The sequence below is a fragment of the Kitasatospora sp. NPDC058218 genome (assembly GCF_042882445.1).
Classification (GTDB): Bacteria; Actinomycetota; Actinomycetes; order Streptomycetales; family Streptomycetaceae; genus Kitasatospora.
The window spans coordinates 69,334-95,990 of sequence record NZ_JBHVWC010000026.1 but is presented as its reverse complement, the minus strand read 5'-3'; the positions used below and the strand labels follow the sequence as shown (position 1 = coordinate 95,990).

The 26,657-nt window shown below is 72.8% G+C and carries 22 protein-coding genes; 10 read left to right on the top strand and 12 right to left on the bottom strand.

Annotated elements, in window-relative coordinates; all coding sequences use genetic code 11:
* Positions 1–27: 27 nt before the first annotated feature.
* A complete protein-coding gene (locus ACFVYI_RS18540; RefSeq protein ID WP_387886615.1) occupies positions 28–1,080 on the top strand; it encodes a LacI family DNA-binding transcriptional regulator in 1,053 nt (350 codons plus the stop codon).
* A gap of 84 nt (positions 1,081–1,164) precedes the next feature.
* Here ACFVYI_RS18540 and fabV read toward each other — a convergent pair whose 3' ends face one another.
* Entirely contained in the window at positions 1,165–2,370 is a 1,206-nt protein-coding gene (gene fabV / locus ACFVYI_RS18535) for an enoyl-[acyl-carrier-protein] reductase FabV (protein WP_387886613.1), read from the bottom strand.
* Between the two features lie 443 nt (positions 2,371–2,813).
* On the opposite strand from fabV, the gene ACFVYI_RS18530 reads away from it, so the two are divergent.
* From ACFVYI_RS18530 to ACFVYI_RS18520, 3 genes are all read left to right on the top strand, one after another.
* Positions 2,814–4,013 carry a serine hydrolase domain-containing protein gene (locus ACFVYI_RS18530; protein ID WP_387886612.1) on the top strand — a complete coding sequence of 400 codons (1,200 nt, stop codon included), beginning with the start codon at positions 2,814–2,816 and terminating at the stop codon, positions 4,011–4,013.
* A 121-nt stretch (positions 4,014–4,134) separates the two neighbouring features.
* Positions 4,135–4,326, top strand: a complete 192-nt coding sequence (locus tag ACFVYI_RS18525) for a hypothetical protein (protein WP_387886610.1) — start codon at positions 4,135–4,137, stop codon at positions 4,324–4,326.
* 70 nt (positions 4,327–4,396) lie between these two features.
* Entirely contained in the window at positions 4,397–4,780 is a 384-nt protein-coding gene (locus ACFVYI_RS18520; RefSeq protein WP_387886608.1) for a VOC family protein, read from the top strand.
* 58 nt (positions 4,781–4,838) lie between these two features.
* Here ACFVYI_RS18520 and ACFVYI_RS18515 read toward each other — a convergent pair whose 3' ends face one another.
* Positions 4,839–5,372 carry a histidine kinase gene (locus tag ACFVYI_RS18515; protein WP_387886605.1) on the bottom strand — a complete coding sequence of 178 codons (534 nt, stop codon included), beginning with the start codon at positions 5,370–5,372 and terminating at the stop codon, positions 4,839–4,841.
* Positions 5,373–5,729: 357 nt separating this feature from the next.
* Here ACFVYI_RS18515 and ACFVYI_RS18510 point away from each other — a divergent pair, with 357 nt between their 5' ends.
* The 3 genes from ACFVYI_RS18510 (at position 5,730) to ACFVYI_RS18500 (ending at position 10,046) form a co-directional block, all read left to right on the top strand.
* On the top strand, positions 5,730–5,909 hold the full coding sequence (locus tag ACFVYI_RS18510) for a hypothetical protein (protein WP_360637660.1): 180 nt from the start codon (positions 5,730–5,732) through the stop codon (positions 5,907–5,909).
* Positions 5,910–6,073: 164 nt separating this feature from the next.
* Positions 6,074–9,412: a type 2 lanthipeptide synthetase LanM family protein gene (locus ACFVYI_RS18505; RefSeq protein ID WP_387886602.1), complete on the top strand. Its 3,339-nt coding sequence runs from the start codon at positions 6,074–6,076 to the stop codon at positions 9,410–9,412.
* 151 nt (positions 9,413–9,563) lie between these two features.
* On the top strand, positions 9,564–10,046 hold the full coding sequence (locus tag ACFVYI_RS18500) for a DUF5990 family protein (protein ID WP_387886600.1): 483 nt from the start codon (positions 9,564–9,566) through the stop codon (positions 10,044–10,046).
* Positions 10,047–10,156: 110 nt separating this feature from the next.
* Here ACFVYI_RS18500 and ACFVYI_RS18495 read toward each other — a convergent pair whose 3' ends face one another.
* The 3 genes from ACFVYI_RS18495 to tsaD form a co-directional block, all read right to left on the bottom strand.
* Positions 10,157–12,487, bottom strand: coding sequence for a collagenase (locus ACFVYI_RS18495; RefSeq protein WP_387886597.1), 2,331 nt, complete (start codon positions 12,485–12,487; stop codon positions 10,157–10,159).
* A 322-nt stretch (positions 12,488–12,809) separates the two neighbouring features.
* The gene (locus tag ACFVYI_RS18490) at positions 12,810–15,080 is read right to left on the bottom strand and encodes a collagenase (protein WP_387886674.1); all 2,271 of its coding nucleotides are present in this window, start codon (positions 15,078–15,080) and stop codon (positions 12,810–12,812) included.
* 229 nt (positions 15,081–15,309) lie between these two features.
* Complete coding sequence (gene tsaD / locus ACFVYI_RS18485; protein ID WP_387886595.1) at positions 15,310–16,377, bottom strand: tRNA (adenosine(37)-N6)-threonylcarbamoyltransferase complex transferase subunit TsaD; 1,068 nt, start codon at positions 16,375–16,377, stop codon at positions 15,310–15,312.
* Between the two features lie 161 nt (positions 16,378–16,538).
* Between tsaD and ACFVYI_RS18480 the strand changes: the two genes are divergently transcribed.
* Complete coding sequence (locus tag ACFVYI_RS18480; protein WP_387886593.1) at positions 16,539–17,141, top strand: superoxide dismutase; 603 nt, start codon at positions 16,539–16,541, stop codon at positions 17,139–17,141.
* A gap of 131 nt (positions 17,142–17,272) precedes the next feature.
* Here ACFVYI_RS18480 and ACFVYI_RS18475 read toward each other — a convergent pair whose 3' ends face one another.
* The 4 genes from ACFVYI_RS18475 to ACFVYI_RS18460 form a co-directional block, all read right to left on the bottom strand.
* Positions 17,273–17,983, bottom strand: coding sequence for a creatininase family protein (locus ACFVYI_RS18475; protein ID WP_387886590.1), 711 nt, complete (start codon positions 17,981–17,983; stop codon positions 17,273–17,275).
* A gap of 139 nt (positions 17,984–18,122) precedes the next feature.
* A complete protein-coding gene (locus ACFVYI_RS18470) occupies positions 18,123–18,596 on the bottom strand; it encodes a hypothetical protein (protein ID WP_387886587.1) in 474 nt (157 codons plus the stop codon).
* Between the two features lie 11 nt (positions 18,597–18,607).
* Positions 18,608–18,949: a hypothetical protein gene (locus ACFVYI_RS18465; RefSeq protein WP_387886586.1), complete on the bottom strand. Its 342-nt coding sequence runs from the start codon at positions 18,947–18,949 to the stop codon at positions 18,608–18,610.
* Positions 18,950–19,765 carry a helix-turn-helix domain-containing protein gene (locus ACFVYI_RS18460; protein ID WP_387886584.1) on the bottom strand — a complete coding sequence of 272 codons (816 nt, stop codon included), beginning with the start codon at positions 19,763–19,765 and terminating at the stop codon, positions 18,950–18,952.
* 312 nt (positions 19,766–20,077) lie between these two features.
* Between ACFVYI_RS18460 and ACFVYI_RS18455 the strand changes: the two genes are divergently transcribed.
* A complete protein-coding gene (locus tag ACFVYI_RS18455; RefSeq protein ID WP_387886581.1) occupies positions 20,078–20,557 on the top strand; it encodes an ATP-binding protein in 480 nt (159 codons plus the stop codon).
* Positions 20,558–20,711: 154 nt separating this feature from the next.
* On the opposite strand, the gene meaB is transcribed toward ACFVYI_RS18455, so the two are convergent.
* The 3 genes from meaB to ACFVYI_RS18440 are packed head-to-tail and all read right to left on the bottom strand — an operon-like array spanning position 20,712 to position 25,828.
* Positions 20,712–21,704, bottom strand: a complete 993-nt coding sequence (gene meaB, locus ACFVYI_RS18450) for a methylmalonyl Co-A mutase-associated GTPase MeaB (protein WP_387886578.1) — start codon at positions 21,702–21,704, stop codon at positions 20,712–20,714.
* 12 nt (positions 21,705–21,716) lie between these two features.
* Positions 21,717–23,921 (bottom strand): methylmalonyl-CoA mutase, encoded by a 2,205-nt coding sequence (gene scpA, locus ACFVYI_RS18445; RefSeq protein WP_387886576.1) that lies wholly within the window; start codon positions 23,919–23,921, stop codon positions 21,717–21,719.
* On the bottom strand, positions 23,921–25,828 hold the full coding sequence (locus tag ACFVYI_RS18440; protein ID WP_387886573.1) for a methylmalonyl-CoA mutase family protein: 1,908 nt from the start codon (positions 25,826–25,828) through the stop codon (positions 23,921–23,923). Before ACFVYI_RS18440 ends, scpA begins: the two co-directional genes overlap by 1 nt.
* 284 nt (positions 25,829–26,112) lie before the next feature.
* Here ACFVYI_RS18440 and ACFVYI_RS18435 point away from each other — a divergent pair.
* A partial coding sequence (locus ACFVYI_RS18435) for a coiled-coil domain-containing protein (RefSeq protein ID WP_387886570.1) occupies positions 26,113–26,657 on the top strand: 545 nt, incomplete at its 3' end.

Here is a 26,657-nt window from a genome sequence, read left to right as displayed (position 1 = left end):
ACCCCTGATCGACCGAGCGGAGGACCCATGTCCGAGGGAGTGTCCCGGCCGCGTCGCGGCGCCACCACGATCGAGGAGGTCGCCAGAGCGGCCGGGGTCTCCCGGCAGACCGTCTCCAACGCCATCAACGCACCGCAGAAGGTCCGGCCGGAAACCCTGGCCCGGGTCACCGCGACCATCGAGCGGCTCGGCTACCAGCCGGACCAGTCGGCCCGCTCACTGCGCACCGGGGCCCGCCGCACGCTCGGCTACCTCGCCCCGGTGGACGACCCGTTCGACCCCAACCCGCTGATGGCCGGCTTCCTGGAGGCGCTGGTCGACGCGGCGGGCGCCGAGGGGCAACGGGTGCTGCTCTTCCGCCCGGCGCCCGGCACGGCGGACCCGCGGCCGGCGATCGACGAACTGCTGGCGGCCCGCCAGGTGGACGGCCTCGTCCTGGCGGACGTCCTGCGGGACGACCTCCGGGTCGCCCACGTCGTGCGGTCCGGGGTGCCGTTCGCCGCCTTCGGGCGGACCGGCGCCGCCGGCCCGCAGCACTGGGTGGACATCGACAACACCGCGGCCATGGCGCAGGTGGCCGGGCACCTCGCGGCCCAGGGCCACCGCCGGGTCGGCTTCGTCGGGGGCGCGGCCGCGCTGCCGTGGATGGCGGACCGGCGCGAGGGCTTCCGCGCGGAGGCGGACCGGCTGGGCATGACCGTCGTGGAGCCGGGGGAGCGGGGCGCCGGGGCACCGAGCACCGGAGGGCAGGGCGCCGGCGTCGCGGCGGTGCGGGCGTTGCTGCGCGGGGCCGACCGGCCGACGGCCATCGCGACGGGCAGTGATCTGCTGGCCATCGACGTCTACGAGGCGGTCCGTGCCGAAGGCCTGACCGTCGGCCGGGACGTGGCGGTGGTGGGCTTCCACGACACGCCGCTCTGCCGGCACCTGCACCCCGCACTGACCTCCGTCCGGCTGCCCCTGCCGGCCATCGCGGCCGGACTGGTGCGGCGGCTCCTGGCCCAGGTCAGGGGTGAGCGGCCGCCGGGGGAGGGGCTGGTGCTGCCGGCCGAACTGGTCGTCCGGGACAGCTCGCGCTGAGCGCCCGGACGGGCCGGCGCCGTTGTTCGGACGCCCTCCCGGTGTGTCCCGGCAGCCGGTGACCGGTGATCGGGTGACGTGCGGTCAGGCCTCGGCGGACGGGGCGGCCGGCCACGGAACGGTGGTCTCGGCCGGGACCGCGTAGTCGATGCCGGGGACGTTCCAGCCGTAGAGCCGGCCGACCTGGTCGTGGAACCACCCGGTGTCCGCGCTGACGGCGATGGACTCGCCGCCCACCCGGTCCCACACGGCGCGGACGGCCGCCTGGACGTCGGGGTCCATCTCCCAGTCGTCCAGGCGGACCCGGCCCCGGTCGTCCAGCCCGAGGTCCGCGCGGCCGGTCAACCGGCTCCACAGCGCCTCGGCCTGGTCGACGGTGCTCTGCCAGCGGTCGGCGGTGACGCGGTGCAGGATGCTGGTGTAGAGAGCGATGCTCGGGATGGCGGTGGACGCCTGGGTGACGGCTGCGCCGGCGACCACGGTGAAGGCGTGGCCGACGCCTTCGAGCCGGGTGTCGAGGGTGCGGGCGGTGTCCTCCAGGTGCTGCTTGGCCGCGCCGATGGTGCCGGCCCGGTAGATCGGCGCGGTGATGTCCGAACCGACGTAGGACAGCGCGACGGTGCGGAAGCCGTCGGCGAGCAGGCCCTTGGACTGCAGGGCGTCCACCCACAGCTGCCAGTCGGCGCCGCCCATGACCTGCACGGTCGCGTCGCGCTCGGCATCGTCCGCGGCCGTCAGGTGCAGGTCGCCGATCTGCGGGGCGCCGTCCTCGAACACGAGGGTCTTGGCCCGGTAGTCGGAGTCGAGCGGCTTGATGACGGAGTGGTGGACCTCGCCGGTCCGCGGGTCGGTGCGGCGCGGCGCGGCGATGCTGTAGATGAGCAGGTCGACCTTGCCGAAGCGCTCGGCGAGCAGGTCGGTGGCCGCGTCCTTGACGGTGTCGGAGAAGGCGTCCGCGTTGACGAACGAGAAGTCGGCGCCGGCCTCGGCGGCGAGCGCGGCCGTCCGCGCGGTGCGGTACCAGCCCGCGCCGGCGGTGCGGCGCGCGGTCTCGGCGCCCTCGAAGGCGATGCCCAGACCGCGCATCCCGTGGGCGCGCAGACCGACCACGGTCGCGGCCAGGCCGTAGCCGGCGCTGGAGCCGATGACGAGGGCGACCGGGCCGGGCTCGTCGGTGGCGACCTCCTGGACCTGCTCCCACATGTGGTCGACCACGGCCGCGCACCCGGTCGGGTGGCTGTTGACGTACAGGTAGCCGCGGTTTCCGGGCTTGATCTCGCGGATGCTCACTCGTGGGTCCTTCAGTGCGGGGGCGGCGGTGCGGAACGTGCTCTGACGGGTGGTGACCCGGCCGACCCGGGTGGCGCTGTCGACGCGCGGAGCCTTGTCGGACGGGCCCGGTCCACATCCTCGGCGGTTCGGACGCCGGCCGTCGGTGGCGACCTGCGCCAGAAGTCGACGCGGAATCTTGTGGGTTATGCGGCCGTACCGGCCGCCGACCTCGGCGTTCGCGCCCGGTCGGAAGCCGCCCGGGGCCGTCGGGAGGGGTCTCGGCCCGGTGTCCGCACGGCACCGCCGGAACGGCCGGAGGCCGTACCGCCCCCGGGCGGCCGGGAACCGCGTGGCTCCGAACGAGTGGATTTGCCGGAACGCGCACCGGACCGGAACCTCCGCCCGGGGTCCTGGTGGTGACGTTTGCCATCTGATCCCCCGAGACGGAAGAGGCGCCCGCCATGCGACGTACCCCCTCCCGCCGCCTGCTCGCCGCCGCGCTCCTCGCGGTGTCCGTGCTGGCCCCGACAGCGGTGACCCCCGCGACGGCCGTCCACGCCGTCGGCGCCGGCCGCTCCTTCCAGGACGACTACCCGCCCGACGGTCTCGGCCCCGAGCTGACCGCCCGGCTCGACAAGGCCATCGAGGACGTCCGCGAGCAGGCCGGGATCCCCGGCGTCGCCGTCGGACTGTGGATGCCGGGCAAGGGGAGCTACGTCCGCGCGACCGGTGTCGCCGACACCACCACCGGCAGGCCGATGACCACCGATCTCTTCCACCGGATCGGCAGCGAGACCAAGACCTTCACCGTCACCGCGCTGCTCGAACTCGTCGACGACGGCCGGATCGGGCTGGACGACCCGATCTCCGACTACGTCGAGGGCGTGCCCTGCGGTCCCGACATCACGCTACGTCAGCTCGCCGAGATGCGCAGCGGCCTGTTCCCCTACACCTCGGACCCGGACTTCGTCCGGGTGCTGGAGAGCGACCCGAGTCGCCCGTTCACCCCGCGGGAGGTGCTCGCCTACGGCTTCGAGCACGCGAACACCTTCGGCCCGGGCGAGGAGTTCGAGTACTCCAACACCAATCTCGTCCTGCTCGGCCTGGTGGTCGAGAAGGTCAGCGGCCGCAGCCTCGTCGACTTCATCCACGAGCGGGTGCTCCGTCCGGCCCGCCTGCACCGCACGCTGTTCCCGACCGGGCCCGAGTTCCCCGAGCCGCACGCGCGCGGCTACACCGACCAGACGCCGAGCGGCGAGGTCGCGGACGCCACCGACTGGAACCCGAGCTGGGGCTGGGCGGCCGGGGCGATGATCTCGGACCTGCACGACCTGCACCGCTGGGCCAGGATCGTCGCCACCGGGACGCTGCTCAGCCCGCAGACCCAGCGGGAGCGGCTCAAGGTGCTGCCGACCGGCTTCCCCGGGACGAGCTACGGCCTCGGGATCTTCGAGACCGGCGGCTGGATCGGCCACAACGGCTCCATCCCCGGCTACGAGACGGTGGTCGTCCACCTGCCCGCGCAGCAGGCCACCCTCGTGATCGAGATCAACACGGACGTCTTCTTCCAGGGCCAGGAGCCGTCCACCCTGCTCGCCCGGGCGATCACCGAGATCGCGACCCCGGACAACGTCTACGACCGTCCGGTCCCCCCGAGTTAGCCGCGGGGAGCCATCCCGCCACCGGCGCCTGCGCATGACGCTCCGTCATGCGCACGCGCCGGCCGCGTGCCGTGGGCCACCCCGGCGAGTCCGGACGGGTGGAGCGGGCGGAGTGGGCGGCATGGCGGGGTGGCAGGTCCGGGCGGACGGCACCGCGGTGGAGGGCGACTCCCGGAACGAGGCGAACGAGGCACGGGTCGGCGGCCCGCTGGTCCAGGCCGGGACGGTGAACACCACGCAGTTCCTGCCGGCGGCCCCGGCCGGCTCGGTCACCGGAAGGTGCGTTCTTCTGCTCCCGAGCTCGCGTGCCTAGTCTGAGCGGGTCACCGGCGGAGACCGTGCGGCGCCGAGTGCCGCCGCGGTCCGGACGATTCGGAGCAGCCATGGCCATGCTGAAGACCTACGCTCGCCTCTGGGTGGACAGCCTCGACGACGCCCTTCCGCTGCTGCGGACGCTCACCGGCGCCGAGCCCGATCTGCGACTGGGCTTCGAGGCCGTCGAGTTGGCGGCCATCGGGGACTTCCTGGTGATCGCCGGCCCGGCCGGGGAGCGCGCCCGGTACGCGCATGCCTCCGCGACCGTCGTCGTCACCGACCTCGACGAACTCCGGGCGACCTTACTGGCCGCCGGCGCCGTGGTCACCACGCCCGAGACCGCCTCGCCGACCGGCCGCTTCCTGTACGCCCGGCACGCCGACGGCGCCGAGGTCGAGTACGTGGAGTGGACCCCGGATCTGGTCCGGCGGATCATCCGCCCCGCGACGTGACGGAGTCGACGGCGGGGTTCGGCCCGCGCCGTCCGGCTCCGCCCGGCGACGGTCGCCGTCAGGCCACCGCGGTGCCGCCCGTCCGGTCCGGCCCGTCGTCCGGCGACTCCTCGGCGCGCTGCTCGGCCGCGCGGACCTGCTCGGCGAACTCCTCGGCGCCGATCCGTTCGACCGTCGCCCCGTGCCCGGCGGCGAACTCGTCGGCGGCGGCCGGGGAGGCCTCGTGGATGTCCAGCACCAGCATCGCCGCCCCGTCCGGCACCCGGGGGGAGAGCACGATCAGCCCGGCCCCGCCGGTGGCGTTGCGACCCGCCTCGGCGGCGTTGCCCAGCGCCGCACCGGCGGCGAATCCCAGCAGGGAGCCGATCGGTCCGCCGAGCAGCCCGATCAGGCCGCCGACCACGCCGGAGCCCACCGTCGCCACACCGGCCCCGCGGACATAGCCGTCCTTGGTCTCCAGCAGGCCGTCGGCCGAGCGCTCCAGGACGGCGGCCTGACGGAGGCCTGGCAGGTGCTCCGCCTCCTCGAACGCGGGACGGCAGGCGGAGGGGTCCGGGAAGGTGAGCAGAACGACGTTGTGCTGGTCGGTCATCGCACTCCGATCGGGGCGGGGCTGTTCCCTGGCCTCCCATCCTGACGGCGGCCGGGCGGGCGTGCCACAGGAACGGGCGTCTGTCCGGGGCCCGCGGTTTCAAACGTCCCGGCCGTCCCGCCCGGTCGCCGCCGTCCGGATTCCGGTCGGCTGCGGGCCGCCGGAGGCCGGGAACGCGGCCGGTGCGGGAGCCGCCCGGCCCGGGTGAGGGGCTCCGGCCAGCGCAGTCGTGGCCCGGGCCATCCTGGCCGGAAACCGGGTCGGGTGGACGCACGACCCTGGTGTGGCCGGTGGTGCGCTGGGAGGATCCGGAGTTCGGCACGTCCGTACCGGATTCCACTCCCTTCAGGAGGCACCATGCTGCCCACGGCAGAGCAGGTCCGCGCACTCAAGGACGAGGACTACCGGCTGACCCTCGGCCAGGGTCACCAGCTCCACCCGGCCGGGGACCCGGCGGGCGAGGTGTACGTGACCGCCGCGGTGCAGAACAGCACCTGCGACTCGTACTCCAGCTGCGCGCGCCTCTGTAGCTACTGAGCCCCCGGTGGGTGCCCCACCGGGGTCGCGGGCGTCCACCCCCTCGGGCGTCCACCCGCGCCGGTCCTCGCCGTGAGCGGGTACGTCCGAGGCGGCGATCCGTCCGGCGCGCCCGAGACCCGACCCCGGGGAACCCCTGACCGACCAGAGAGGCGGCGCCGGCCGTGCCCGACGCGTCCGAATTCCGGCGGGCCGCGGCCCGAGCCGTCCCGCCGGCCCGGCGCGGCCGGCCGAGCGCCGCCGGCGACCCCGCCACCGACCCCGCCACCGAGAGCGAGAGCGAGGCCGGGCGCGGAGCCCGGGCCGACCGGGTGCTCGACCGCTGGCGCGCCCAGCCCCCGTTCGACCGGCCGGGCTGGTTCGAACGCCGCCTCGCCGCCGACGGACTCGACCCGGCGGCGCTGCGCGCCCTGCTGGCCGAGCCGCCCGAGGCCCTGGCCGAGCGCCTCGGCGCTCCCGAGCCGTGGGCCGAGCGGCTGGCCGCCGCCTTCGAGGCGCCCGCCCCGGCCGGCCCGCCGGTGATCGACGAGCAGCACGCCTTCGCGGCCCTCGCCGCGCCACTGCTGGCCGACGCCGCCGAGCGACTGCGCGCCGGCCTCGGCACGGCGGATCCCGCGCTGTCCTCCCTCGGCTCCCCCGAGGAGCTGACCGCGCTGGTCACCCCCGCCCTCACCGGCACCGCACACGCCCTGGCCGTCCGCACCGTGATCACCGAACTCCATGTCGCCCGGCTCTCGGGCGGGTTGACCGGCGACACCGCCGAGGAGCGGTACCGGGGGTTCCTGGCCGGGCTCACCGCGCCCGAGCGCGCGCTGCGACTCCTCGCCGAGTACCCGGTGCTGGCCCGCCGCCTCGCCGTGGCCGCGGAGCAGTGGACGGACACCCACCTCACCCTGTTCCGCCGGCTCGCCGCCGACCTCCCCGCCCTCTCCCGCACCTTCGCCGACGGCCGCCCGCTCGGCCGGCTCACCGAACTCGCCACCGGCCTCGGTGACCGGCACCGCGGCGGTGCCACCGTCTGCGCCCTGCGGTGGGAACAGGCGGGCGTCCGGGTGGTCTACAAACCGCGCCCGCTCGGCGCCGAGCTGCACTTCCAGCAGCTCGTGGAACGGCTCAACCCGCGGCTGCGCCTGCCGCTGCCCGTGCTGCCGCACCTGCTCGGCGAGGGCTACGGCTGGGTGGCCCACGTCACCGCCGAACCGGCCCGCGACCGGGCGGAGTTGCGGGACTTCCACCACCGCGCCGGCGCCCTCGCGGCCCTGCTGTACCTGCTCGACGCGGTCGACTGCCACGCCCAGAACCTGATCGCCGTCCGCGACCGGCCCGTCCTGATCGACCTGGAGGCGCTGCTCCACCCCGACCTGCACGAGCCCGCCAAGGACCTCTCCGAGTCCGAGCGCCTCGCCCGCCACGACGCTGCCCACTCAGTGCTCCGTTCCGGCCTGCTGCCCGAACGGATGTGGGACGAGGACGGCAACGGCGGCGCCGACCTCTCCGCGCTCGGCTGGGACCCGGCCGCCCTGCCGCCGCGCGCCGTCCCCGTGCTGGTCGGCGAGGGGACGGACGAGCTGCGCATCGAGTACCGGCGGCTGCCCGTCGAGGCGGCCGGCAGCCGGCCCGTCCCGCCCGGAGAGCCGCTGCGGCCCGCCGACTACGCCGCCGAGCTGGAGGCCGGGTTCACCGAGGCGTACCTGCTGCTGGCCGAGGACAAGGAGCAACTCCGGTCACTGGTGCGGTCCTTCGCGGCGGACGAGACCAGGCTGCTGCGCCGCGACACCCTGGAGTACCGCAGTCTGCTCGCCACCGGTTCGCACCCCGACCTGCTGCGGGACGCCCTCGACCAGGAGCGACACCTGGACCGGCTCTGGGCGCTGGCCGCCTGGGAGGAGCACGCCCTGCCGTTCCTCGCGCACGAGCGCGCCGACCTGTGGCGCGGCGACGTGCCGGTCTTCACCGTCCGGCCGGACGGCGTGGACGCCCGTGCCTCCGACGGCTCCGTGGTGCCCGGTGTCGCGGTCCGGCCGGCCCTGGAGTCGGCGCTGGCCAAGGTGGACCGGCTCGGCCCCGAGGACCTCGCCCGTCAGGTCCAGCTGCTGCGCCTGTCCGTCACCACGGCGGACGGTGCCCGCGAGCCCGGGCCCGCGGCCCCCGCCCCGACGCCGGCCCGCCCGGAGGCGGTGGTCCGCGCCCATCCGGCGGCGGCACCCGACGACCTCCCGGCGGGCCAGCCGGCCGAAGACCTCGGCCGGCTGCGGGCGCGGGCCCTGGAGAAGGCCGTGGCAGCCGGCGAGCAGCTGCTGGGCGAGGCGTACCGGGGCCGAGCCGATCTCGCCTGGGCCGGGCCCAACTGGGCCCCGCCGGGCCGCTGGGCGCCCGCCGAACTCGGGCCGGACCTGTACAGCGGCACCGCCGGTGCCGTGCTCTTCCTCGACCAGCTCGCCCGGGTCGGTGGCGACCGCGAGCACCGCCGGGCCGCCACCGCGGCCGAAGCGACGCTCCGCCGGCAGATCCGCCGCCGGGCCGATCGCCTCGGCGGCGGCTTGGCGGGCACCGGCGGCCTGCTCTACACCCTCGCCCAGCTCGCCGCCCACCGGTCCGGTTCCGGTCCCGATCCCGAACTCGACGAACTGGCAGCCCTGTTGGTGGCACGGGCCGCCGCCACGGCGGGCGAGGACGTCCACCACGACCTGATCGCGGGCAGCGCCGGCACCATCGGCGGCCTCGCCGCCTGGGCCGCGGTGCGCCCCGGTCCGGCGGTGACCGACGCGCTGGCACGCTGCGCCGAACGGCTGGCCGGGCAGGCCCGCCCGCACCCCGAGGGCGGCGTGGGCTGGCTGCCCGCCTCGCTGGCCGGCGCCGCCTCCCGGCCGCTCGCCGGGTTCGCCCACGGCGGCTCCGGCATCGCCTGGGCCCTGGCCCGGGCGGGCGCCCTGCTCGGCGACGGCCGGTTGCCCGAACTCGCCCTCTCCGCCCTGGAGTACGAGCGCTCCCTGTTCGACCCGGCCGCGGCCAACTGGCGCGACGTCCGTGAGGACGACGGGCCGGACGCGCCGTCCTACCCGGCGCTCTGGTGCCACGGCGCGGCGGGCATCGCACTCGCCCGCGTCGAGCTGGGCCCGGTGGAGCCGCTCGGCGCCGGAGGGGCCGTGCGGGCCCTACTGCCGGACGCCGACGGCGAGTTGCTGCGCAAGGAGCGCGACACCGCCCTGGACACCGTGCTGCGGTACGGCTTCGGCCTCAACTTCTCCCTCTGCCACGGCGACTTCGGCAACCTGGAGCCGCTGCTGCTCGCCGGTGGCCGCTGGCGGGCGGCCGGTCTGCGCCAGGCCGCCGCCACCCTGGACGCCCTGGACGCGCGCGGCTGGGTCTGCGGACTGCCGCGCGGCGTCCACAGCCCCTCGCTGCTGGTCGGGCTCGCCGGGATCGGGCACGGCCTGCTGCGCCTGGCCGCCCCCGAGGCCGTGCCCGCCGTCCTCGCCCTCCGGCCGCCCGTCCTGCACTGAGGCCACCGGTCGCGTCCCCGGCGCCGTGGGTCCTGCGCCGGGCGTTGCCGGTCGTGCCCCGGGCGTTGCCGGTCGTGCCCCGGGCGTTGCCGGTCGTGTCCCGGGCGTCGCCTGCCCGGGCCGGCGCGGGGCCGCACGGCAGGATGGTGCCATGGCGAACACGAGCGTGCGGATCAGGATCGAGGCCACCGACCTCCCGGGGCGCAGCTGCCCCGCGGCCCCGGGCTTCCCCGGCTACGACGACATCCACGTCGCCGTGCAACGACGCGGCAGGCCGGAGGAGTTGCTCGAACCGGTGGCCGGGGACGCGGCCGGGGCGGTCTGGACGCTGGAGTGCACCGCGAAGGCGCTCCCGGCGGGCGTGGACCTCCTCGGCCCGTACGTCCAGGGCGGCCCGGGTGCCCGGTTCGTCTACCTCTCCTGGGTCGCGGGCGGTGGTGGCGGCCGCACGATGTTCCGCCGGGCCAAGCTGATGCTGGCGGCGGTCGAGCGGGACACCGCCGAGGCGGCCGTGCGCAGCGGGCTGCTGGTGGCCCGGCTCGGTCTGACCGATGCCGAGGGGCAACCGCTCTGCGCCGCCGTCCGGCCGCCGTCGGTCGTCTGGTCCGCCGGGGCCGCCGGCCCCGGGGCATGACGAAGGGCCCCGCTGAGTGCGGGGCCCTTCGCCGGAGTGCCGTGGTGCTACGAGCGGGAGTGCCGTGGTGCCACGACCCGCCCTACCGGTACCGGCCTACTGCTACTTGCCTACTGGTACTGGGTGGTGACGCTCACGCCGCTGAAGTCCTGCTGTCCGGCGGCGAGGCTGAAGTAGACCCAGCCGGACGGCGGGTTGGTGATGGTCAGGGTCTCGCCGTTGCCGGCGTTGGTGGACTTCGCCAGGGCGTTGCCGGTGGTGGCCCAGTTGCTGCCGCCGTAGTACAGGTCGGCGTTGCCGGTGCCACCGCTGGTGGTGATGGTCAGCTGCTTCACACCGGCGGGCAGGTTCAGGAAGCTGTAGCTGTAGTTGCCGGTGGTGGCGGCGACGTTGTCCCGGCGGCAGTTCTTGTCGAACTGGCGCGGGTCGGCGATGGTGCACAGCGGGGTGGCCGGGGCGACCGGGGCCTCCGGCAGCGTGCCGCAGTCGTTGGTCGCGCAGGCCGTCAGCCAGGCGTTGAAGCCGGCGTCGTAGCTGGTGCCGATGGTCTGCTTCAGGATGGCGCGGGCACCGTTCCAGTCACCGGCGCGGTACTTGGTGAGCACGGCCTGGATGTCGGCGGGGTGCTCCTGGAGCATGTAGCGGACCGCCAGCCAGCCCCACCGGTAGACCCGGTTCGAGTTGACGTCGGGGTCCCCGGTCTGGTCGTAGACGGTGTCGAAGAGCTCGCTGAGCTTGTACGTCTTCTTGCCGGCCTCGGTGATCGCGTCGCTGTTGCGCTGGTTGCGGTAGCCGTAGGAGATGTTCTCGGCGATGCCCTCGACCCACCAGATGGTCGGCGTGACGATGCCGGCCTCGAAGTCACCGGCCATGTTGTAGCGGCCGTCGAGGTAGTGGGTGTACTCGTGGTTGAGGTTCCAGATCTGGAAGCTCGGGCGCAGCCAGCTGGCCTCGTGGGCGATGAAGCGGGCCTGGTTGCCGGGCAGGGCGGGGTTGCCCTCCTCGTACATGCCGCCGTTGTCGACGTCGATGTCGTAGAAGGACCAGGCGTACAGCGAGTAGTTGTAGTAGTCGTCGAAGGCGACGACCTCCAGGTTGGTGTTCACGTCACCGGGGATCGCGCCCTTGTCGCCGATCACCTTGTGGAAGTAGGCGTCCTGGTTGACCAGGCTGGTGCAGGTGCTGGTCAGCTGCGCCGCGGACATGTCCTGGGCACGGATCTTCAGGCCCGGGTTGCAGGTGTGCTGGATCGGCAGGATCACCGGCATCAGGCGGGTGTTCAGGTCGCAGATGCCGTAGGCCGCGCAGTTGCCCTTGTCGAACTTGCGGGTGGCCCACGCCAGGTTCATGGTGATCGGGGCGGTGGGGCCGACGTTCGGGTACCGGTTGATCAGGTCCTTGAGCAGCGGCCGGAGCTGGTCCTTGAGCTCCGGGACCACGAGGGCGTAGCCGAGGTAGCGGCCCATGTTGCTGACCATGTCATCGCGGTTCAGCAGGTCCTCGTTGCGGGTGATGAAGCCGGCCCAGGCGGGGAGGAGGGCGCCGTCGGCCTTGAGGGCCGCCTTCAGACCCTGGCTGTCGGCCTTGGGGTCGAAGGCCTCCTCGATGATCCAGTCGAAGTGCTGCAGGGACTGGTTCATCAGCTGGGGCCAGGTGCCGTTGTAGCCGGCCAGCATCCACTGGAGGACGCCGTCGTACCGGCCGAGCGACTTGGTCTGGCCGATCACCGTGACGACCTCGTTGAGGATGTCGCCGTTGGCGTCGGTGATGTCCTTGCTGTGCGGTGCGGCGAAGAAGGCGTCCAGCGCGCCGTGGGCCGCGGTCTCCAGCGCCGGACCGTAGGTGCCGATGACGCCCGGGTTGACCTCGTGCAGGTAGTAGCCGGCGCGCAGGAACATCACCAGCTGCCCGACGGAGGTGCTGTTGTCGCCCGGGTAGGTGGCGGAGGTGTCGCGCAGCGCGTTGGCGACGGTCACCATCTTGGCCTCGCCGAACGCGTTCGCGGCGTCGGTACCGGTGAGCTTGAACAGCGGGTAGGCGCAGGGGACGTTCGGCAGCGCCTTGAGCTGCTGGATCAACGCGCTGCCCGTGGCGTTGATCAGTCCGGACAGGTCCGGACAGGGCTCCCCGGCGGCGGCCGAGAACTGCTTGGCCGCCTTGACGGGCGCGGTGGCCGGTGCGGCCGGCGCGGTGGACTCCTGGCCGTAGTCCTGCGAGGAGAGCTTGAAGGTGCTGCTGTTCTTGGCGTCGGGCGACTTGGGGACCGGGATCGACCGCGGCGCCGGGGCGGCGCTCGTGGTGGTGCTCGGGCCGGCCGGGGTCGGGGTGCCGACGGGGGCGGCCTGGCTCTGCGGCGCGAACAGGCCGAGCGCGATGAAGAAAGCCGCGCCGAGCGCAGGAATTCTGCGCGCGTTGGCCGTTGATATCCGGGAGGGACGCATCTGTGGGGGCCTCCGGGGCCGTTGTGGCCGCTGTTGGGGAACGCGGCCTTCGATGTGTGACATGTAAAATGGCACATGTCGCATCACGCGCGGAAGGCTTCGGATCGGATTGCCGCCCACCGCAACCGAAACGTTGTCAGGCCGGGGGCCTCCGGGGGGGGGGTGGTGCGAGCGCCCGGGGCGTCGCGGGCCGAGCGGTGGCGTGCCGCCATGACGGCGGCACAGGGGCCCGGGCGGGCCCTCCCGGGCACGGCGGAGGGCCCCGCCGGTGCGGCGGGGCCCTCGGTGCTCAGCGGCCCCCTGTGGGCGCCGGTGAAGCGGCCTACTGGTACTGGGTGGTGACGGTGGCGCCGGTGAAGCCCTGCTGGGCGTACAGGCTGAAGTAGACCCAGCCGGACGGCGGGTTGGTGATGGTCAGGGTCTCGCCGTTGCCGGCGTTGGTGGACTTCGCCAGGGCGTTGCCGGTGGTGGCCCAGTTGCTGCCGCCGTAGTACAGGTCGGCGTTGCCGGAGCCGCCGCTGGTGGTGATGGTCAGCTGCTTCACACCGGCGGGCAGGTTCAGGAAGCTGTAGCTGTAGTTGCCGGTGGTGGCGGCGACGTTGTCCCGGCGGCAGTTCTTGTCGAACTGGCGGGTGTCGGCGATGGTGCACAGCGGGGCCTGGTTGACGGGCGGCAGGGTGCCGCAGTTGTCGGCCGCGCAGGCGGTCAGCCAGGTCGCGAAGTCGGCGTCGTACTTAGTGCCGATGGTGGAGGTGAGCAGGGTGCGGGCGCCGGCCCAGTCACCGGCCCGGTACTTGGCGAGCAGCGCGTCGACGTCCTGCGGGTGCGACTGGAGCATGTAACGGACGGCCAGGTAGCCCCAGTTGTAGATCCGGGTCTGGTCGGCGTTGTCGTAGGTGGTGTCGAAGAGCTGGCTGAGCTTGTAGGTCTTCTTGCCGGCCTCGGTGATGGCGGCGGCGTAGCGCTCGTTGCGGTAGCTGTACGAGACGTACTCGGCGATGCCCTCGACCCACCAGATGGTCGGCGTGGTCATGCCGGCCTCGAAGTCACCGGCCATGTTGTAGCGGCCGTCGAGGTAGTGGGTGTACTCGTGGTTGAGGTTCCAGATCTGGAAGCTCGGGCGCAGCCAGTCGGCCTCGTGGGCGATGAAGCGGGCCTGGTTGCCGACCTTGGCCGGGTTGCCCTCCTCGTACATGCCACCGTTGTCGACAGCGATCCCGTACATGATCCAGGCGTACAGGCTGTAGTTGTAGTAGTCGTCGAAGGCGACGACCTCCAGGCTGGTGTTCAGGTCGCCGGGGATCGCCCCGTTGTCCTTGATGACCTTGTGGAAGAAGGCGTCCTGGTTGATCAGGCTGGTGCAGGTGTCGGACAGCTGCTGGGCCGTCATGTCCTGCGCGCGGATCCGCAGGTTGGCGTTGCAGGTGTGGTCGACGGTCAGGACCAGCGGGACGAGCCGGGTCGGCAGGTCACAGGTGCCGTAGTAGGAACAGTTGCCCTTGTCCTTGTTCTCGGCGAACCAGACCAGGTTCATGGTGAGCGGGCCGGTGGCGCCGACCAGCGGGTAGCGGTTGATCAGGTCCTTGACCAGCGGGCGGCCCTGGGCCCGCAGCGCGTCGTTGCCGACCAGGTTGCCGAGCATCATGCCGATGCTGGTGACCACGTCGCCGCCGTTCATCTGGGCGGCGTTGCGGGTGACGAAGGCGGCCCAGGTGGTGGCGATGGTCGGGTCGGCCTGGAGGGCGGCGACGAAGCCGGTGTCGGCCCGCTTGGCGTCGAACCCGCCCTCGATGACCCACCCGGCGTGCTGGACGGCGGTGGCCATCGCGTTCGGCCAGCTGCTGGTGTAGCCGGCCAGGAGGCGCTTGACGACGCCGGCGTACCGGCCGTTCTCGTGCGCGCTGTCGATCAGCGTGACGGCCTCGTTGAGGGTCGCGCCGTTGGCCTCGGTGGCGTCCTGGCTGCGCGGGGCGGCGAAGAAGGCGTCCAGCGAGCCGCGGATCGAGGTCTTCAGCGGGGTGCCGTAGCTGCCGACGGCGGCCGCGTTGTTCTCCTGCACGTAGTAGCCGGCGCGCAGGAACATCACCAGCTGACCGATGCCCGCGCTGTTGTCGCCGCTGTAGGTGGCCGAGGCGGTGCGCAGCGCGTCCGAGACGGTCACCATCTGGGTCTCGTTGAAGACCTTTCCGGCGTCGGTCCCGGTGAGGTTGAACAGCGGGTAGGTGCAGGTGACGTCGGGGAGTGCCTTGAGCTGCTGGACCAGCGCGCTGCCCGAGGCGCCGAGCACGCCGGAGATGTTGCAGTCGGCTGCCGCGGCGGCGGCCGAGAACTGCTTGGCGCTCTTGGTGGCGGCGGCCGGGGTCTGCGGGGCCGCCTTCGCGGCGGTCTCCTTGCCGACGCTCTCGGCGGCGAGCGGGCGGCCACCGGTGCTCGCGTCGGGAGACTTGGGCACCGGGATCGACTTCGGCGCCGGCGTCGAGGCGGTGCCGGTGGTGTTCTTGGCCGCGGGGGCGGCCGAACCCACCGGGGCGGCCTGGCTCTGGGGGGCGAGCAGGCCGAGCGCGAGGAAGACGGCAGCGCCGAGCGCGGGCACTCCGCGCAAGGTGGCCTTGGATATCCGGGAGGGACGCATCTGTGGGGGCCTCCGGGGCCGTTCGGGGCCGCGTTGTTGGGGGACGCGACCGCTCGATGTGTGACATGTAAAATGGCACATGTGGCACGGCGGCGGGAAGGCCTCTGATCGGATTGGTCCCCGCCGCAACCGAAACGTTGTCAGAAGACAGTCAGGTCGCCGGGGCGGGCGGGGTGCGCGGGGGAGCGGGTCAGGCGGCCCGGGGTGCGGCGAGCGGCGTGAGCGCCGCGAACTCCAGCGGCGCCGACGGGTCGATCGACAGATCGGCCGGCGCCGGCTCGGCGCCCGCCCGGACCAGCAGGTCACCGATCGCGGCGACCATCGCGCCGTTGTCGGTGCACAGCCGCAGCGGCGGCACCCGCAGGGTGATCCCGGCCGAGGCGCAGCGCCGCTCGGCCAGCGCCCGGACACGGGAGTTGGCCGCGACGCCGCCGACCACCACCAGCGTGGTGATGCCGTGGTCGGTGCAGGCGCGGACGGCCTTGCGGGTGAGCACGTCGGCGATCGCCTCCTGGAGCGCGGCGGCGGCGTCGGGGACGTTCGGCTCGGCGCCGGCGGCACGCCGGGCCTCGACCCAGCGGGCGGCGGCGGTCTTGAGGCCGGAGAAGGAGAACCCGTACGGCGGGTCGTTCGGTCCGCTGAGCGGGCGGGGCAGGCGGACGGCCCTCGGGTCGCCGTCGCGGGCGGCGCGGTCGATCGCGGGCCCGCCCGGATAGGGCAGGTGCAGGATCCGGGCGACCTTGTCGAAGCACTCGCCGGCGGCGTCGTCCAGGGTGTCGCCGAGATGGACGATCGGGTCGCGGGCGAGGTCGCGGACCAGCAGGAGGGAGGTGTGCCCGCCGGACACGATCAGCACCACGCAGGGGTTCGGCAGCGGGCCGCCGTCCAGGGTCGCGGCGGCGACGTGCCCGGCCAGGTGGTGCACGCCGTAGAGCGGGACGTCGAGCGAGAAGGCGTAGCCCTTGGCGGCGGCCACCCCGACCTGGAGCGCCCCGGAGAGCCCGGGCCCGGCCGTCACCGCGACGGCGCCGACATCGGCGAGGGTCAGTCCGGCCTGGCCGAGGGCTTCCTGGACGACGGGCGCCATCGCGTGCACGTGCGCGCGGGCGGCGATCTCCGGCACCACGCCGCCGAAGCGGGCGTGCTCGTCCATGCTGGACGCCACCGCCTGACCGAGCAGTCGCCCGTCCCGGACGAGGCCGGCGCCGGTCTCGTCGCAGGACGATTCGATCCCCAGCACCACCGGCGATCCGGTCATGGTCACTCACCCTTGTCGCTCATTACATCTGCGCGTCCATTGTGCACGACGGCACACGGGGAATATGCAGGAGCCCATACTTCGTTCCTGCAACTCATACGCAATAGTGTTGTCCCGGCACGATCATCACCGTTGAACTCGCCGAAAGGGGCCGTGTCCTGATGGGCACCTACACGCTTCCCGACCTGCCGTACGACTACTCCGCGCTCGAGCGCGCGATGTCCGCCGAGATCCTGGAGCTGCACCACTCGAAGCACCACGCGGCGTACGTCAAGGGCGCCAACGACACCCTGGAGCAGCTCGCCGAGGCGCGCGACAAGGAGCAGTTCGGCGGCCTGGTGGGCCTGCAGAAGACCTTCGCCTTCCACCTGTCCGGCCACGTGCTGCACTCGCTGTTCTGGGAGAACCTCTCGCCGGAGGGCGGCGACCGCCCCGAGGGCGAGCTGGCCGACGCGATCACCGAGCACTTCGGCAGCTTCGAGGCGTTCAAGAAGCAGCTCACCACCGCCACCACCGGCGTCCAGGGCTCCGGCTGGGGCATCCTCTCCTGGGAGCCGCTGGGCAAGCGCCTGATCGTCGAGCAGGTCTACGACCACCACGGCAACGTCGGCCAGGGCACCACCCCGCTGCTGGCCTTCGACGCCTGGGAGCACGCCTACTACCTGCAGTACCGCAACGTCCGCCCGGACTACGTCACCAAGCTCTGGGACGTCGTCAACTGGCAGGACGTGTCGCAGCGCTTCTCGGCGGCCACCACCGTCTGAGCGCGAACCCTGTGAGGTAGGGGGAGGAGGTCCCCGCCATCAAGGCGGGGACCTCCTTCTTGCCGTTCTTGAATGCTGCGGGGCCACTGAGGGGCACCTCAGTGGCCCCGCAGTGGTGCGCGCCCGGCAAGTCATCCGGCGAGAAGCGTCAGATGAGCGGCTGCCGACTGCGACAAGCTGTCCAGGACCGCCTTTCCCTTCGAGGCCGAACCGAGCGAAGGGCTGCCGATGATTCCGTTCCGGGTGTAGCCGGCCATGCCGAGGGTGAGGAGATGAGGTCGCTCGGGGGCGGAGTGGTCGTCCTGCTCGAAGCCGTCGCGGATCAGGTGCGGGGCTCCGTGGAGGAGGAGGGAGACTTCGAGCTCGCCACCGTGCATGTCCTCGGCGCCACTGCTTTCGAGACCGGCCTCGGTGCGGGCCTGGTGCCAATCCTCGCGGACGGGAAAGAGGGCGACGCGCGGGCCGGTGACGTTGGCCTCTTGGACGACGTTGGAGAGGACGTAATTCCCGCCGTGGCCGTTGACGATGAGCAGACCGGGGACACCGGATGCCTGGAGGGACTTCCAGATGTCGTTGACCACGGCGTACAGGGTGGCAGCGCTGATGCTCACGGTGCCGGGCATGTGGGCGTGCTCGTGCGAGCAGGAGAGGGTGACGGGCGGCAGGAGGAACAGGTCGTAGTCGGCGGCGATGCGTTGGGCGATCAGGCCGGCGACCACGGTGTCGGTGGCCAACGGCAGGTGGGCGCCGTGCTGCTCGAAGCTGCCGACCGGCAGCACGGCGATTCTTGCGCCACGCCGGCCTTCATCGGCGGAGGTGGCGGCCGTGATCAGTGCATCCATGGACTCAGCCTCTCCCATCAGGTCGGGAATGGTCGAGTGGCCGCCGTGGTGCTCATGAGCCTCAAGCGACTGTTGAACGTGGCCACTTCTGGCAACCGAACGACCCCGGACCGTGCTTGCGGTCCGGGGTCGCCCCCGTTCATCGGTGTGCGCCCTCCGGCCACAGCACCGCCACTGGCACGCCGTGCCGCCGCGCATACGAGACGACGTCCGCCGTCCCGCCGAAGCCGCGTGCCGGCAGGCCGTCCCAGACGGCGAGGAGCCTGTCGACCTGCCGCACGAGAAGCTCACTCCCCGCCATGTGGGCAACCTCGTCTGACTCCACTCGCCCGGTGCGGTGAACGGTCGTCGCGCCGTGCAGCAGTCGGTCGTAGACGGGGTGATGCCAGTCCGGCAGCCCATCCCGGTACTGATCGGCCGGAATGACGACCTCCAGTCGGAGGCCCCGCTCCAGCGCGATCTCGGCCAGCCACGCATCCGGCCCGTCCGCGATGCAGGACACGACGGTCAGCCGACCCGAATCCTCGTCCGCGAGCGCATCCTCCAGCAGCCGCCGGACCTGCCCCTCCACCTCGGTCGTCAACCCTCGGTGCCCCGTGATCCCGATCCGCATCGGACTCCTCCCTAGAGATGGACGTCGTACATTCGCTCGTTGAACTCCCGCACCACCCTGGGAGGCGAGGAAGTGTTGAACGATCGTCGGAGTGCGCGTCCCCGCTCGACGATCCGCCCCGAACGGTACTGGAGGCCGACGTCCAGAGCTTGCGTCGCGAGCGCGAATGCCGCCTCGACACGTCCTGCGGCGAGATGGCCTGCCGCGATGTCCAGTACGAGAAGCGCACGTTGCTTCGTGTGACCGGAGGTGAGGACCGGGCCCGTGTCTTCGGAAACCCACCTGGAGAGGCCGAGCTTGGCGCCGCAGGTCACTCTGAACCCGGCAACCTTGCTCTCGTCGAAGGTGAACACTCACGGCCAAGGAGGCGGCTCGGCTCCGGGCTCAGCCCGGACCGCGGCTCGGCTGCGTGTCAGTGCACGGTCGGCAGCGCGTTGGTCGCCTGCGGCCGCGTGTCCGAGGGCCTCCACCGCCGACAGCCATGCGTCAGCGACCGCGGGGGAGCCGGGCGCCAGGTGGCTACGGGCTCGCTCTGCGAGGCTGAGCGCCTGGACTCCGTTGCCGGTGTGTGCCTCGAACTGCGCCAGGCTTCCGATCTGGTACGCGGCGAGGAGTGGACTCGCTCCTGATCTGGCAGCCTTGATCGCCGCCCCGTAGAACGACCGTGCTGACCCGTGGTCCCCCATGTCCCATGCCAGCCAGGCAGCCAGGCTCGCCGCCTCGCTCGCGACGGTGGCGAGCCTGATCCGATGGACGTCGGTCGGCGCCGTGCCGACCAGCCCCTGGATCAGCCGCAGATGTGAACGGACGGCGTCGGCGAGTTCCCGGGACGGGGTCGAGCCGTCCAGCCGGCGGTACGACGTTGTGACAAGTCGAAGTGAGGCAGCCTGCTGCTCGGCCTCGTCGACGGGGCCGGCAACGACCGCCAACGCGGGTGATACGGCGACTGCCGCTGCGGCTCCCAGGAATTGACGTCTCTCCACGCTCTCAGTTCCGATTCGTGCCTGCACCGTGGGTCCTGCGAGGCCCAGGAGAGTCGCTGGAATGTCCAAGTGTTGCGACATCCTCAGCAGCACATCCATGGCGTACTGGCTGCTGCCCCGCTTCTCCAGCCGTGAGACGGCCGACTGCGAGAGTCCGCACGCCTCGCCCAACTGAGCCTGCGTCATACGCCGATGGGTTCGCGCCAGCTCGATGACCCTGCGGTAGTCCCCGGTGCGGGACGCCTCCCGGATCACTGCCGAATTCCAGTTCAACAGCCCACCCAACGGTACGAGCACCGCCGCGCCAAGAGGCGCAGTCCGATGCGGCACCCGCATACGCGTATGCGGGTGCCGCATGGTCGATGGTCTCACGAACGTGACGACTTGTTGACTGACAGTGAGAGATGGCTTGTGAGTGGCTGTCTCGGTCTCTATCGAGACAGCCACTCGTGGATCTGCACTGGCAGTTACTCTGCCTGGCCGGCTTGGAGGGTATCCGTGGTGGTCAGTCCACTGAACAATGCGCGGTTTCCGGTTCCATTGGAGTGGGGTGCGCCGCCCGGGGCGGAGGCGGTGCCGGCGGCGCGGCGGATGGTGATGGCGATCGTGCGGGACTGGGGCGTGCTGCTCTCGGCCGACGCGCTTCAAGAGGTGGAGCTGTGTGCGAGTGAGGTGATCGCCAACGCGTTGGTGCACACCAAGCAGCGCTGTGAGGTGACCGTCCGGCGCCGGGCCGGACGGTTGCGGGTGGAGGTCGCCGACCGTTGCCCGGAACTCCCGCAGCAGGAGCGCCAGGCCGAATCGGGCAGCGGGCGTGGGCTGTTGCTGGTGGAGGCGCTGGCGCACGCCTGGGGATGGCAGCCGGTGGGGGGCGGCAAGGTCGTCTGGTTCGAGTTCCCGGAGGCCTGTGAACCACCGTGTCCCACACACGGGTGGGGCACGGCGCACGACCTTCGAGCTCTGCGCGAGGTGGCGTAGTGCCCCCGCTCCTCTGCTTGGTGGGTCTCGACCGGGCGACCGTCGTGCGCCTCGCGTGGTGGCTGTTCTTCTCCGCCGCGGTGATGGCCGGGTTCGCGGCGGGCCGTGACCGTTAGATCCCCGGCCTCGCACGCGGGGCCGGGGAGTTGGGGACCTACTCGGTACCGAAGAATCCGTCCAGGATCTGCTGGGCCGCCAGGCTCGCCGGGATGGTTCCTTCGCGGACCTGCCGCTCCAGTTCGGGGGTGAGGCGGCGGACCTCGGGGTGTTCGTGGAGGCGGGAGAAGAGCTGGTCGTGGACCATCGCCCAGGTCCACTCGATCTGCTGGTCGCGGCGCTTGGCCTCCAGCGCGCCGGTGGCGTCGAGGACCTTGCGGTGCTGCTGCAGCCGTTCCCACAACACGTCGAGCCCGGCGCCGTCGCGGCCGCTGCAGGTGAGCACCGGTGGCGTCCAGGGGGCGTCCGGAGGCTGCAACAGCCGCAGTGCGCCCGCCAGTTCGCGGGCGGCTGCCTTCGCGTCCGTCTCGTGCGGCCCGTCCGCCTTGTTGACCGCGATCACGTCGGCGAGCTCCAGCACGCCCTTCTTGATGCCCTGGAGCTGGTCCCCGGTGCGGGCCAGGCTGAGCAGCAGGAAGGTGTCCACCATGCCCGCGACCGCGGTCTCCGACTGCCCGACGCCGACCGTCTCGATCAGCACCACGTCGTAGCCGGCGGCCTCCATCACCACCATCGACTCCCGGGTGGCCCGGGCCACCCCGCCCAGCGTGCCGGAGGTGGGGGAGGGGCGGACGAAGGCGTCGGGGTCGACGGCGAGGCGCTCCATCCGGGTCTTGTCGCCCAGGATGGATCCGCCGGTGCGGCTGGACGTCGGATCGACGGCCAGGACGGCGACGCGGTGCCCGAGCCCGGTGAGCATGGTGCCGAAGGCGTCGATGAAGGTCGACTTGCCGACACCGGGGACGCCGGTGATGCCCACCCGCACCGCCCCGCCCGCGTGCGGCAGCAGCCTGGTGAGCAACTGCTGCGCCAGCGCGCGGTGGTCGGGCCGGGTGGACTCCACGAGGGTGATGGCCCGCGCGATGTACGCGCGCGAGCCGTCCCGCACCCCCTGGGCGTACTGGTCGAGGTCGATCGTCCGGGGCGCCATCGCGTCAGCGGCTCACAGGTCGTGGCCGAGGTCGGCGGCGAGCGACTTCAGCAGGTCGAAGGCGGCCTCCGGGATCACCGTGCCGGGCGGGAAGACGGCTGCCGCCCCCGCCTCGTAGAGGGCGTCGAAGTCGCCCGGGGGGATGACCCCGCCGACCACGATGGTGATGTCCTCCCGGCCGGCCTCGGCCAGTTCGGCGCGCAGGGCCGGCACCAGGGTGAGGTGGCCGGCGGCCAGCGAGGAGACGCCGACGATGTGCACGTCCGCCTCGACGGCCTGGCGGGCGACCTCCGCCGGGGTCTGGAACAGCGGACCGACGTCGACGGTGAAACCGAGGTCGGCGAAGGCGGTGGCGATCACCTTCTGGCCGCGGTCGTGGCCGTCCTGGCCCATCTTGGCGACCAGGATGCGGGGGCGCCGGCCCTCGGCCTGCTCGAACCGCTCGACCAGGTCGCGGGTGCGCTGGAGGGGGGCCGACGGCCCGGCTTCGTCTCGGTACACACCCGAGATGGTACGGATCTGGCCGGAGTGCCGGCCGTACACCTTCTCCAGGGCGTCCGAGATCTCGCCGACGGTGGCCTTGGCGCGGGCCGCGTCCACGGCGAGCGCGAGCAGGTTGCCGTCGAGGCCGCCGCCGCGCTGCGGGCCGGCCTCGGCGGCCCGGGTGAGCGCGTGCAGGGTGGCCTGGGTGACGGCCTCGTCGCGCTCCTCGCGCAGCCGGCGCAGCTTCTCGATCTGGCGGGAGCGCACCGAGGAGTTGTCGACCTTGAGCACGTCGATCTGCTCGTCGCTGTCCACCCGGTACTTGTTGACGCCGATCACCGGCTGGCGGCCGGAGTCGATCCGGGCCTGGGTGCGGGCGGCGGCCTCCTCGACGCGCAGCTTGGGGATGCCCGCGTCGATGGCCTTGGCCATGCCGCCGGCCGCCTCCACCTCCTGGATGTGCTGCCAGGCGCGGCGGGCCAGGTCGTGGGTGAGCTTCTCGACGTAGGCGGAGCCGCCCCACGGGTCGATCGAACGGCAGGTGCCGGACTCCTGCTGGAGCAGCAGCTGGGTGTTGCGGGCGATCCGGGCCGAGAAGTCGGTCGGCAGCGCCAGTGCCTCGTCGAGGGCGTTGGTGTGCAGCGACTGGGTGTGGCCCTGGGTGGCCGCCATCGCCTCCACGCAGGTGCGGGTGACGTTGTTGAACACGTCCTGCGCGGTGAGCGACCAGCCGGAGGTCTGCGAATGGGTGCGCAGCGAGAGCGACTTGGCGTTCTTCGGGTCGAACTGCTTGACCAGCTTGGCCCAGAGCAGCCGGGCCGCGCGCAGCTTGGCGACCTCCATGAAGAAGTTCATGCCGATCGCCCAGAAGAACGACAGGCGCGGCGCGAAGGCGTCCACGTCCAGCCCGACGTCCAGGCCCGCCCGCAGGTACTCCACGCCGTCGGCCAGGGTGTAGGCCAGCTCCAGGTCGGCGGTGGCCCCGGCCTCCTGGATGTGGTAGCCGGAGATGGAGATCGAGTTGTACCGCGGCATCTTCTGCGAGGTGTACGCGAAGATGTCCGAGATGATCCGCATCGACGGCTGCGGCGGGTAGATGTAGGTGTTGCGGACCATGAACTCCTTGAGGATGTCGTTCTGGATGGTCCCCGCCAGCTTCTCGGGCGCCACCCCCTGCTCCTCGGCCGCCACGATGTACAGCGCCAGCACGGGCAGCACCGCGCCGTTCATGGTCATCGACACCGACATCTTGTCCAGCGGGATGCCGTCGAAGAGCTGGCGCATGTCGTAGATGGAGTCGATCGCCACGCCGGCCATGCCGACGTCGCCGGTGACCCGCGGGTGGTCGCTGTCGTAGCCGCGGTGCGTCGGCAGGTCGAAGGCGACCGACAGGCCCTTCTGACCGGCCGCCAGGTTGCGGCGGTAGAAGGCGTTGGACTCCTCGGCGGTGGAGAAGCCGGCGTACTGGCGGACCGTCCACGGCTGGTTGACGTACATCGTCGGGTACGGGCCGCGCAGGTACGGGGCGATGCCGGGGTAGGTGCCCAGGAAGTCCAGGCCCGCCAGGTCGTCCGCGGTGTAGAGCGGCTTGACGCCGATGCCCTCCGGGGTGTCCCAGAGCAGCTCGTCGACGTCCTTGCCGGTGGCCTGCCGCCAGGCGCCGCGCCACTGCTCGCCGGTGACGTCCGCTCGGCCGTCCCCGTCCAGCCCGATTCCGGTGAAGTCGGGGATCATCACGCCACTCCGCTTTCGTCGGTGATCTCGTCCAGGAGCGAGGACAGGACCGCGACGGCGTCGCCGCCCGCGAAGACGAACCCGTCCACGCCCGCCCGCTCGTACGCCTCGCGCTGCTCGCCGGGCCGGCCGGCCAGCAGCACCCGCCGGGCGCCGGCGGCCTTGAGCGCCGCGGCCACCGCCTCGGCGTGCTCGCCGTACAGCTGGTCGCTGGAGCAGAGGCAGGCCACCCGTGCGCCGGAGGCGGCGAACGCCTCGGCGACCCTGGCCGGGGCGCCGGGCTCGGCCACCGCGGTCTCCACGGCCGCGGTCGCGATGCCGCCGGCCTGGAACAGGTTGGCGGCGAAGGTGGTCCGCGCGGTGTGCGCGGAGGCCGTCCCGAGGGAGGCCAGGAAGAGGGCCGGGCGGGCGCCGGTGGCGGCCAGCCGGGCGTCCGAGCGGGCCCGCAGCGCCTCGTACGCCTCGGCGCGGCGCACCCGCGGCAGCCCGCCGCCGGGCCCGGCCGGGGCGGGCCGGCGGACCAGCGGCTGCTCGTCCAGGTTCGGGAACTCGCTGACGCCGGTGATCGGTTCGCGGCGCTTGGCGAGCGCCACCGAGCGCTCCGCCCAGGTGGCGGCGATCCGCTCGCGGACCAGGCCGGAGCCCAGTGCGGCCCGCTGGCCGCCGGCCCGCTCGATCTCCTGGAACCAGGCCCAGGCGGCGTGCGCGAGCTCGTCGGTCAGCTGCTCGACGTACCAGGAGCCGCCGGCCGGGTCGACGACCCGGGCCAGGTGCGACTCCTCCAGCAGGATCGCCTGGGTGTTGCGGGCGATCCGGCGGGCGAAGGCGTCGGACAGGCCGACCGCGCTGTCGAACGGCTGGACGCTCACCGCGTCCGCGCCGCCGACCCCGGCGGCCAGGCAGGCCACCGTGGTGCGCAGCATGTTCACCCACGGGTCGCGCTCGGTCATCATCACGGCGGAGGTGACGGCGTGCTGACGCTGCGCCGAGGCCTCCGGCGCGGCCCCCGACACCTCGGCCACCCGGGCCCAGAGCCGGCGCGCGGCACGGAACTTCGCGATCGTCAGGAACTGGTCGGCGTCGGCCGCGTAGCGGAACTCCAGCTGGCCGAGCGCGGCGTCGACGGTCAGCCCGGCGGCGGTGAGTGCGCGCAGGTACGCGACGCCGGTGGCGAGGGAGCAGCCGAGCTCCTGCGCGGGGGAGGCGCCGGCCTCGTGGTACGGGAGGGCGTCGACGACGAGGGCGCGCAGCTCCGGGAAGCCCTCGGCGCAGCGGGCCGCCAGGGCGGCGGCGTCGGCGAGCAGCGCCTCGGTGCGCCCGGCCAGGCCGGTGCGGGCCTCCAGGCCCAGCGGGTCGGCGCCGAGGTTGCCCGCGGCGGCGCCGGCGGAGACCTCGCGCTCCTCGTAGAGCTTGAACAACTGCTCGGCGGCCTCGGTGAATTCCGGTCCCGCGTCGAGCACGATGCCGGCCAGGTCGAGGTAGACGCCGGTCAGGGCCTCGGGCAGGGCCGCGACCGGCAGGGCGTCGCCGCCCAGCTCCAGCCAGAGCGAGCTGCCGCCGTTCTCCAGGTCGGCGAGGACCGCCTCGTTGGCGCGGCGCGGGTCCGGGTCGGTGTGCCGCTGGCGGACGTCCCAGCCGGACACCGAACTGCCCTGCGGCCGACCGCCGCGGATGAACGGCGGGAAGCCGGGGTAGCCGGGCTCGGTCGAGGAGTCCTCGGCGGTGTACAGCGGGCGGGCGCGCAGCCCGTCCTGGAGTGCGGTGGTGAGCGCCTGCTCGGCCGCTGCGCCGTCGGCGGGCTGCGCACCCGACTTTCGCAGCACGCTCTCGACGAGGTGCTGCCACTTCTCGCGGTGTGCGGCCGGGAATTCGGCGGCCAGGGGAAGCCCTTCGGGCGGGACCGTCATGCCCCGCAGGTTAGCGCCCGTTCGCGTGGGCGCAGCAGAGGCGGAGGGTGTGACCTTTCCCTCGCTTTGCCTTTAGTCGCACTTCAGAGGGGTCGACCGCGGACGGAATCCGGTCGGGACGTTCTCAGGGAGTGGACGCCGGGGCGGGCGGGACGGGGTGCGGGTGGGTGCGGGCGGGTTGCGGAACCGCACCGGCTATCTATTAAGTTGCTTAGTAGAAGTGGACGGGGATCGCCCGTGCGCCTCCGTGAAGCCGCCGTACCACCGTGAAGGAGCCCACCGCCATGGGAAAGCGCCGAAAGCCCAGCCCGCCCGGTCGGGCCCGGATGGCGGTCATGACGACGGCGCTGGCCGGCGGCGCCGTGCTCGCCGCCGGCACCGCCCGGGCCGAGCCGGTGCCCACGATCGACGCCGTCAAGGAGCAGGTCGACCGGCTCAACGAGGAGGCCGAGCAGTCGATCGAGCGCTACAACGGCTTCCAGGAGAAGCAGCAGCAGCTCAAGGGCGAGGCCAACCGGATCCAGGACAAGGTCGTCCGCGGCCAGGACGCGATGAACCAACTGCGCACCCAGCTCGGTGCCGTCGCCGCCGAGCAGTACCGCAACGGCGGCATCGACCCGTCCGTGCGGCTGATGCTCGACTCCGACCCGAGCGCGTACCTGGCGAGGGCCTCGGCGCAGAACCAGGTCCTCGACTCCCAGGCGGCGCTGCGCGCGCCGGCCCCCCGCCAGCAGCGCCCGCGCGACCCGGACCGCCCCCAGGCGGCCCCCCCCCACCCCCCCCGGCAGTGTGATATAAAAAAAAGACGCAGGCGACCAACAACAAAGGT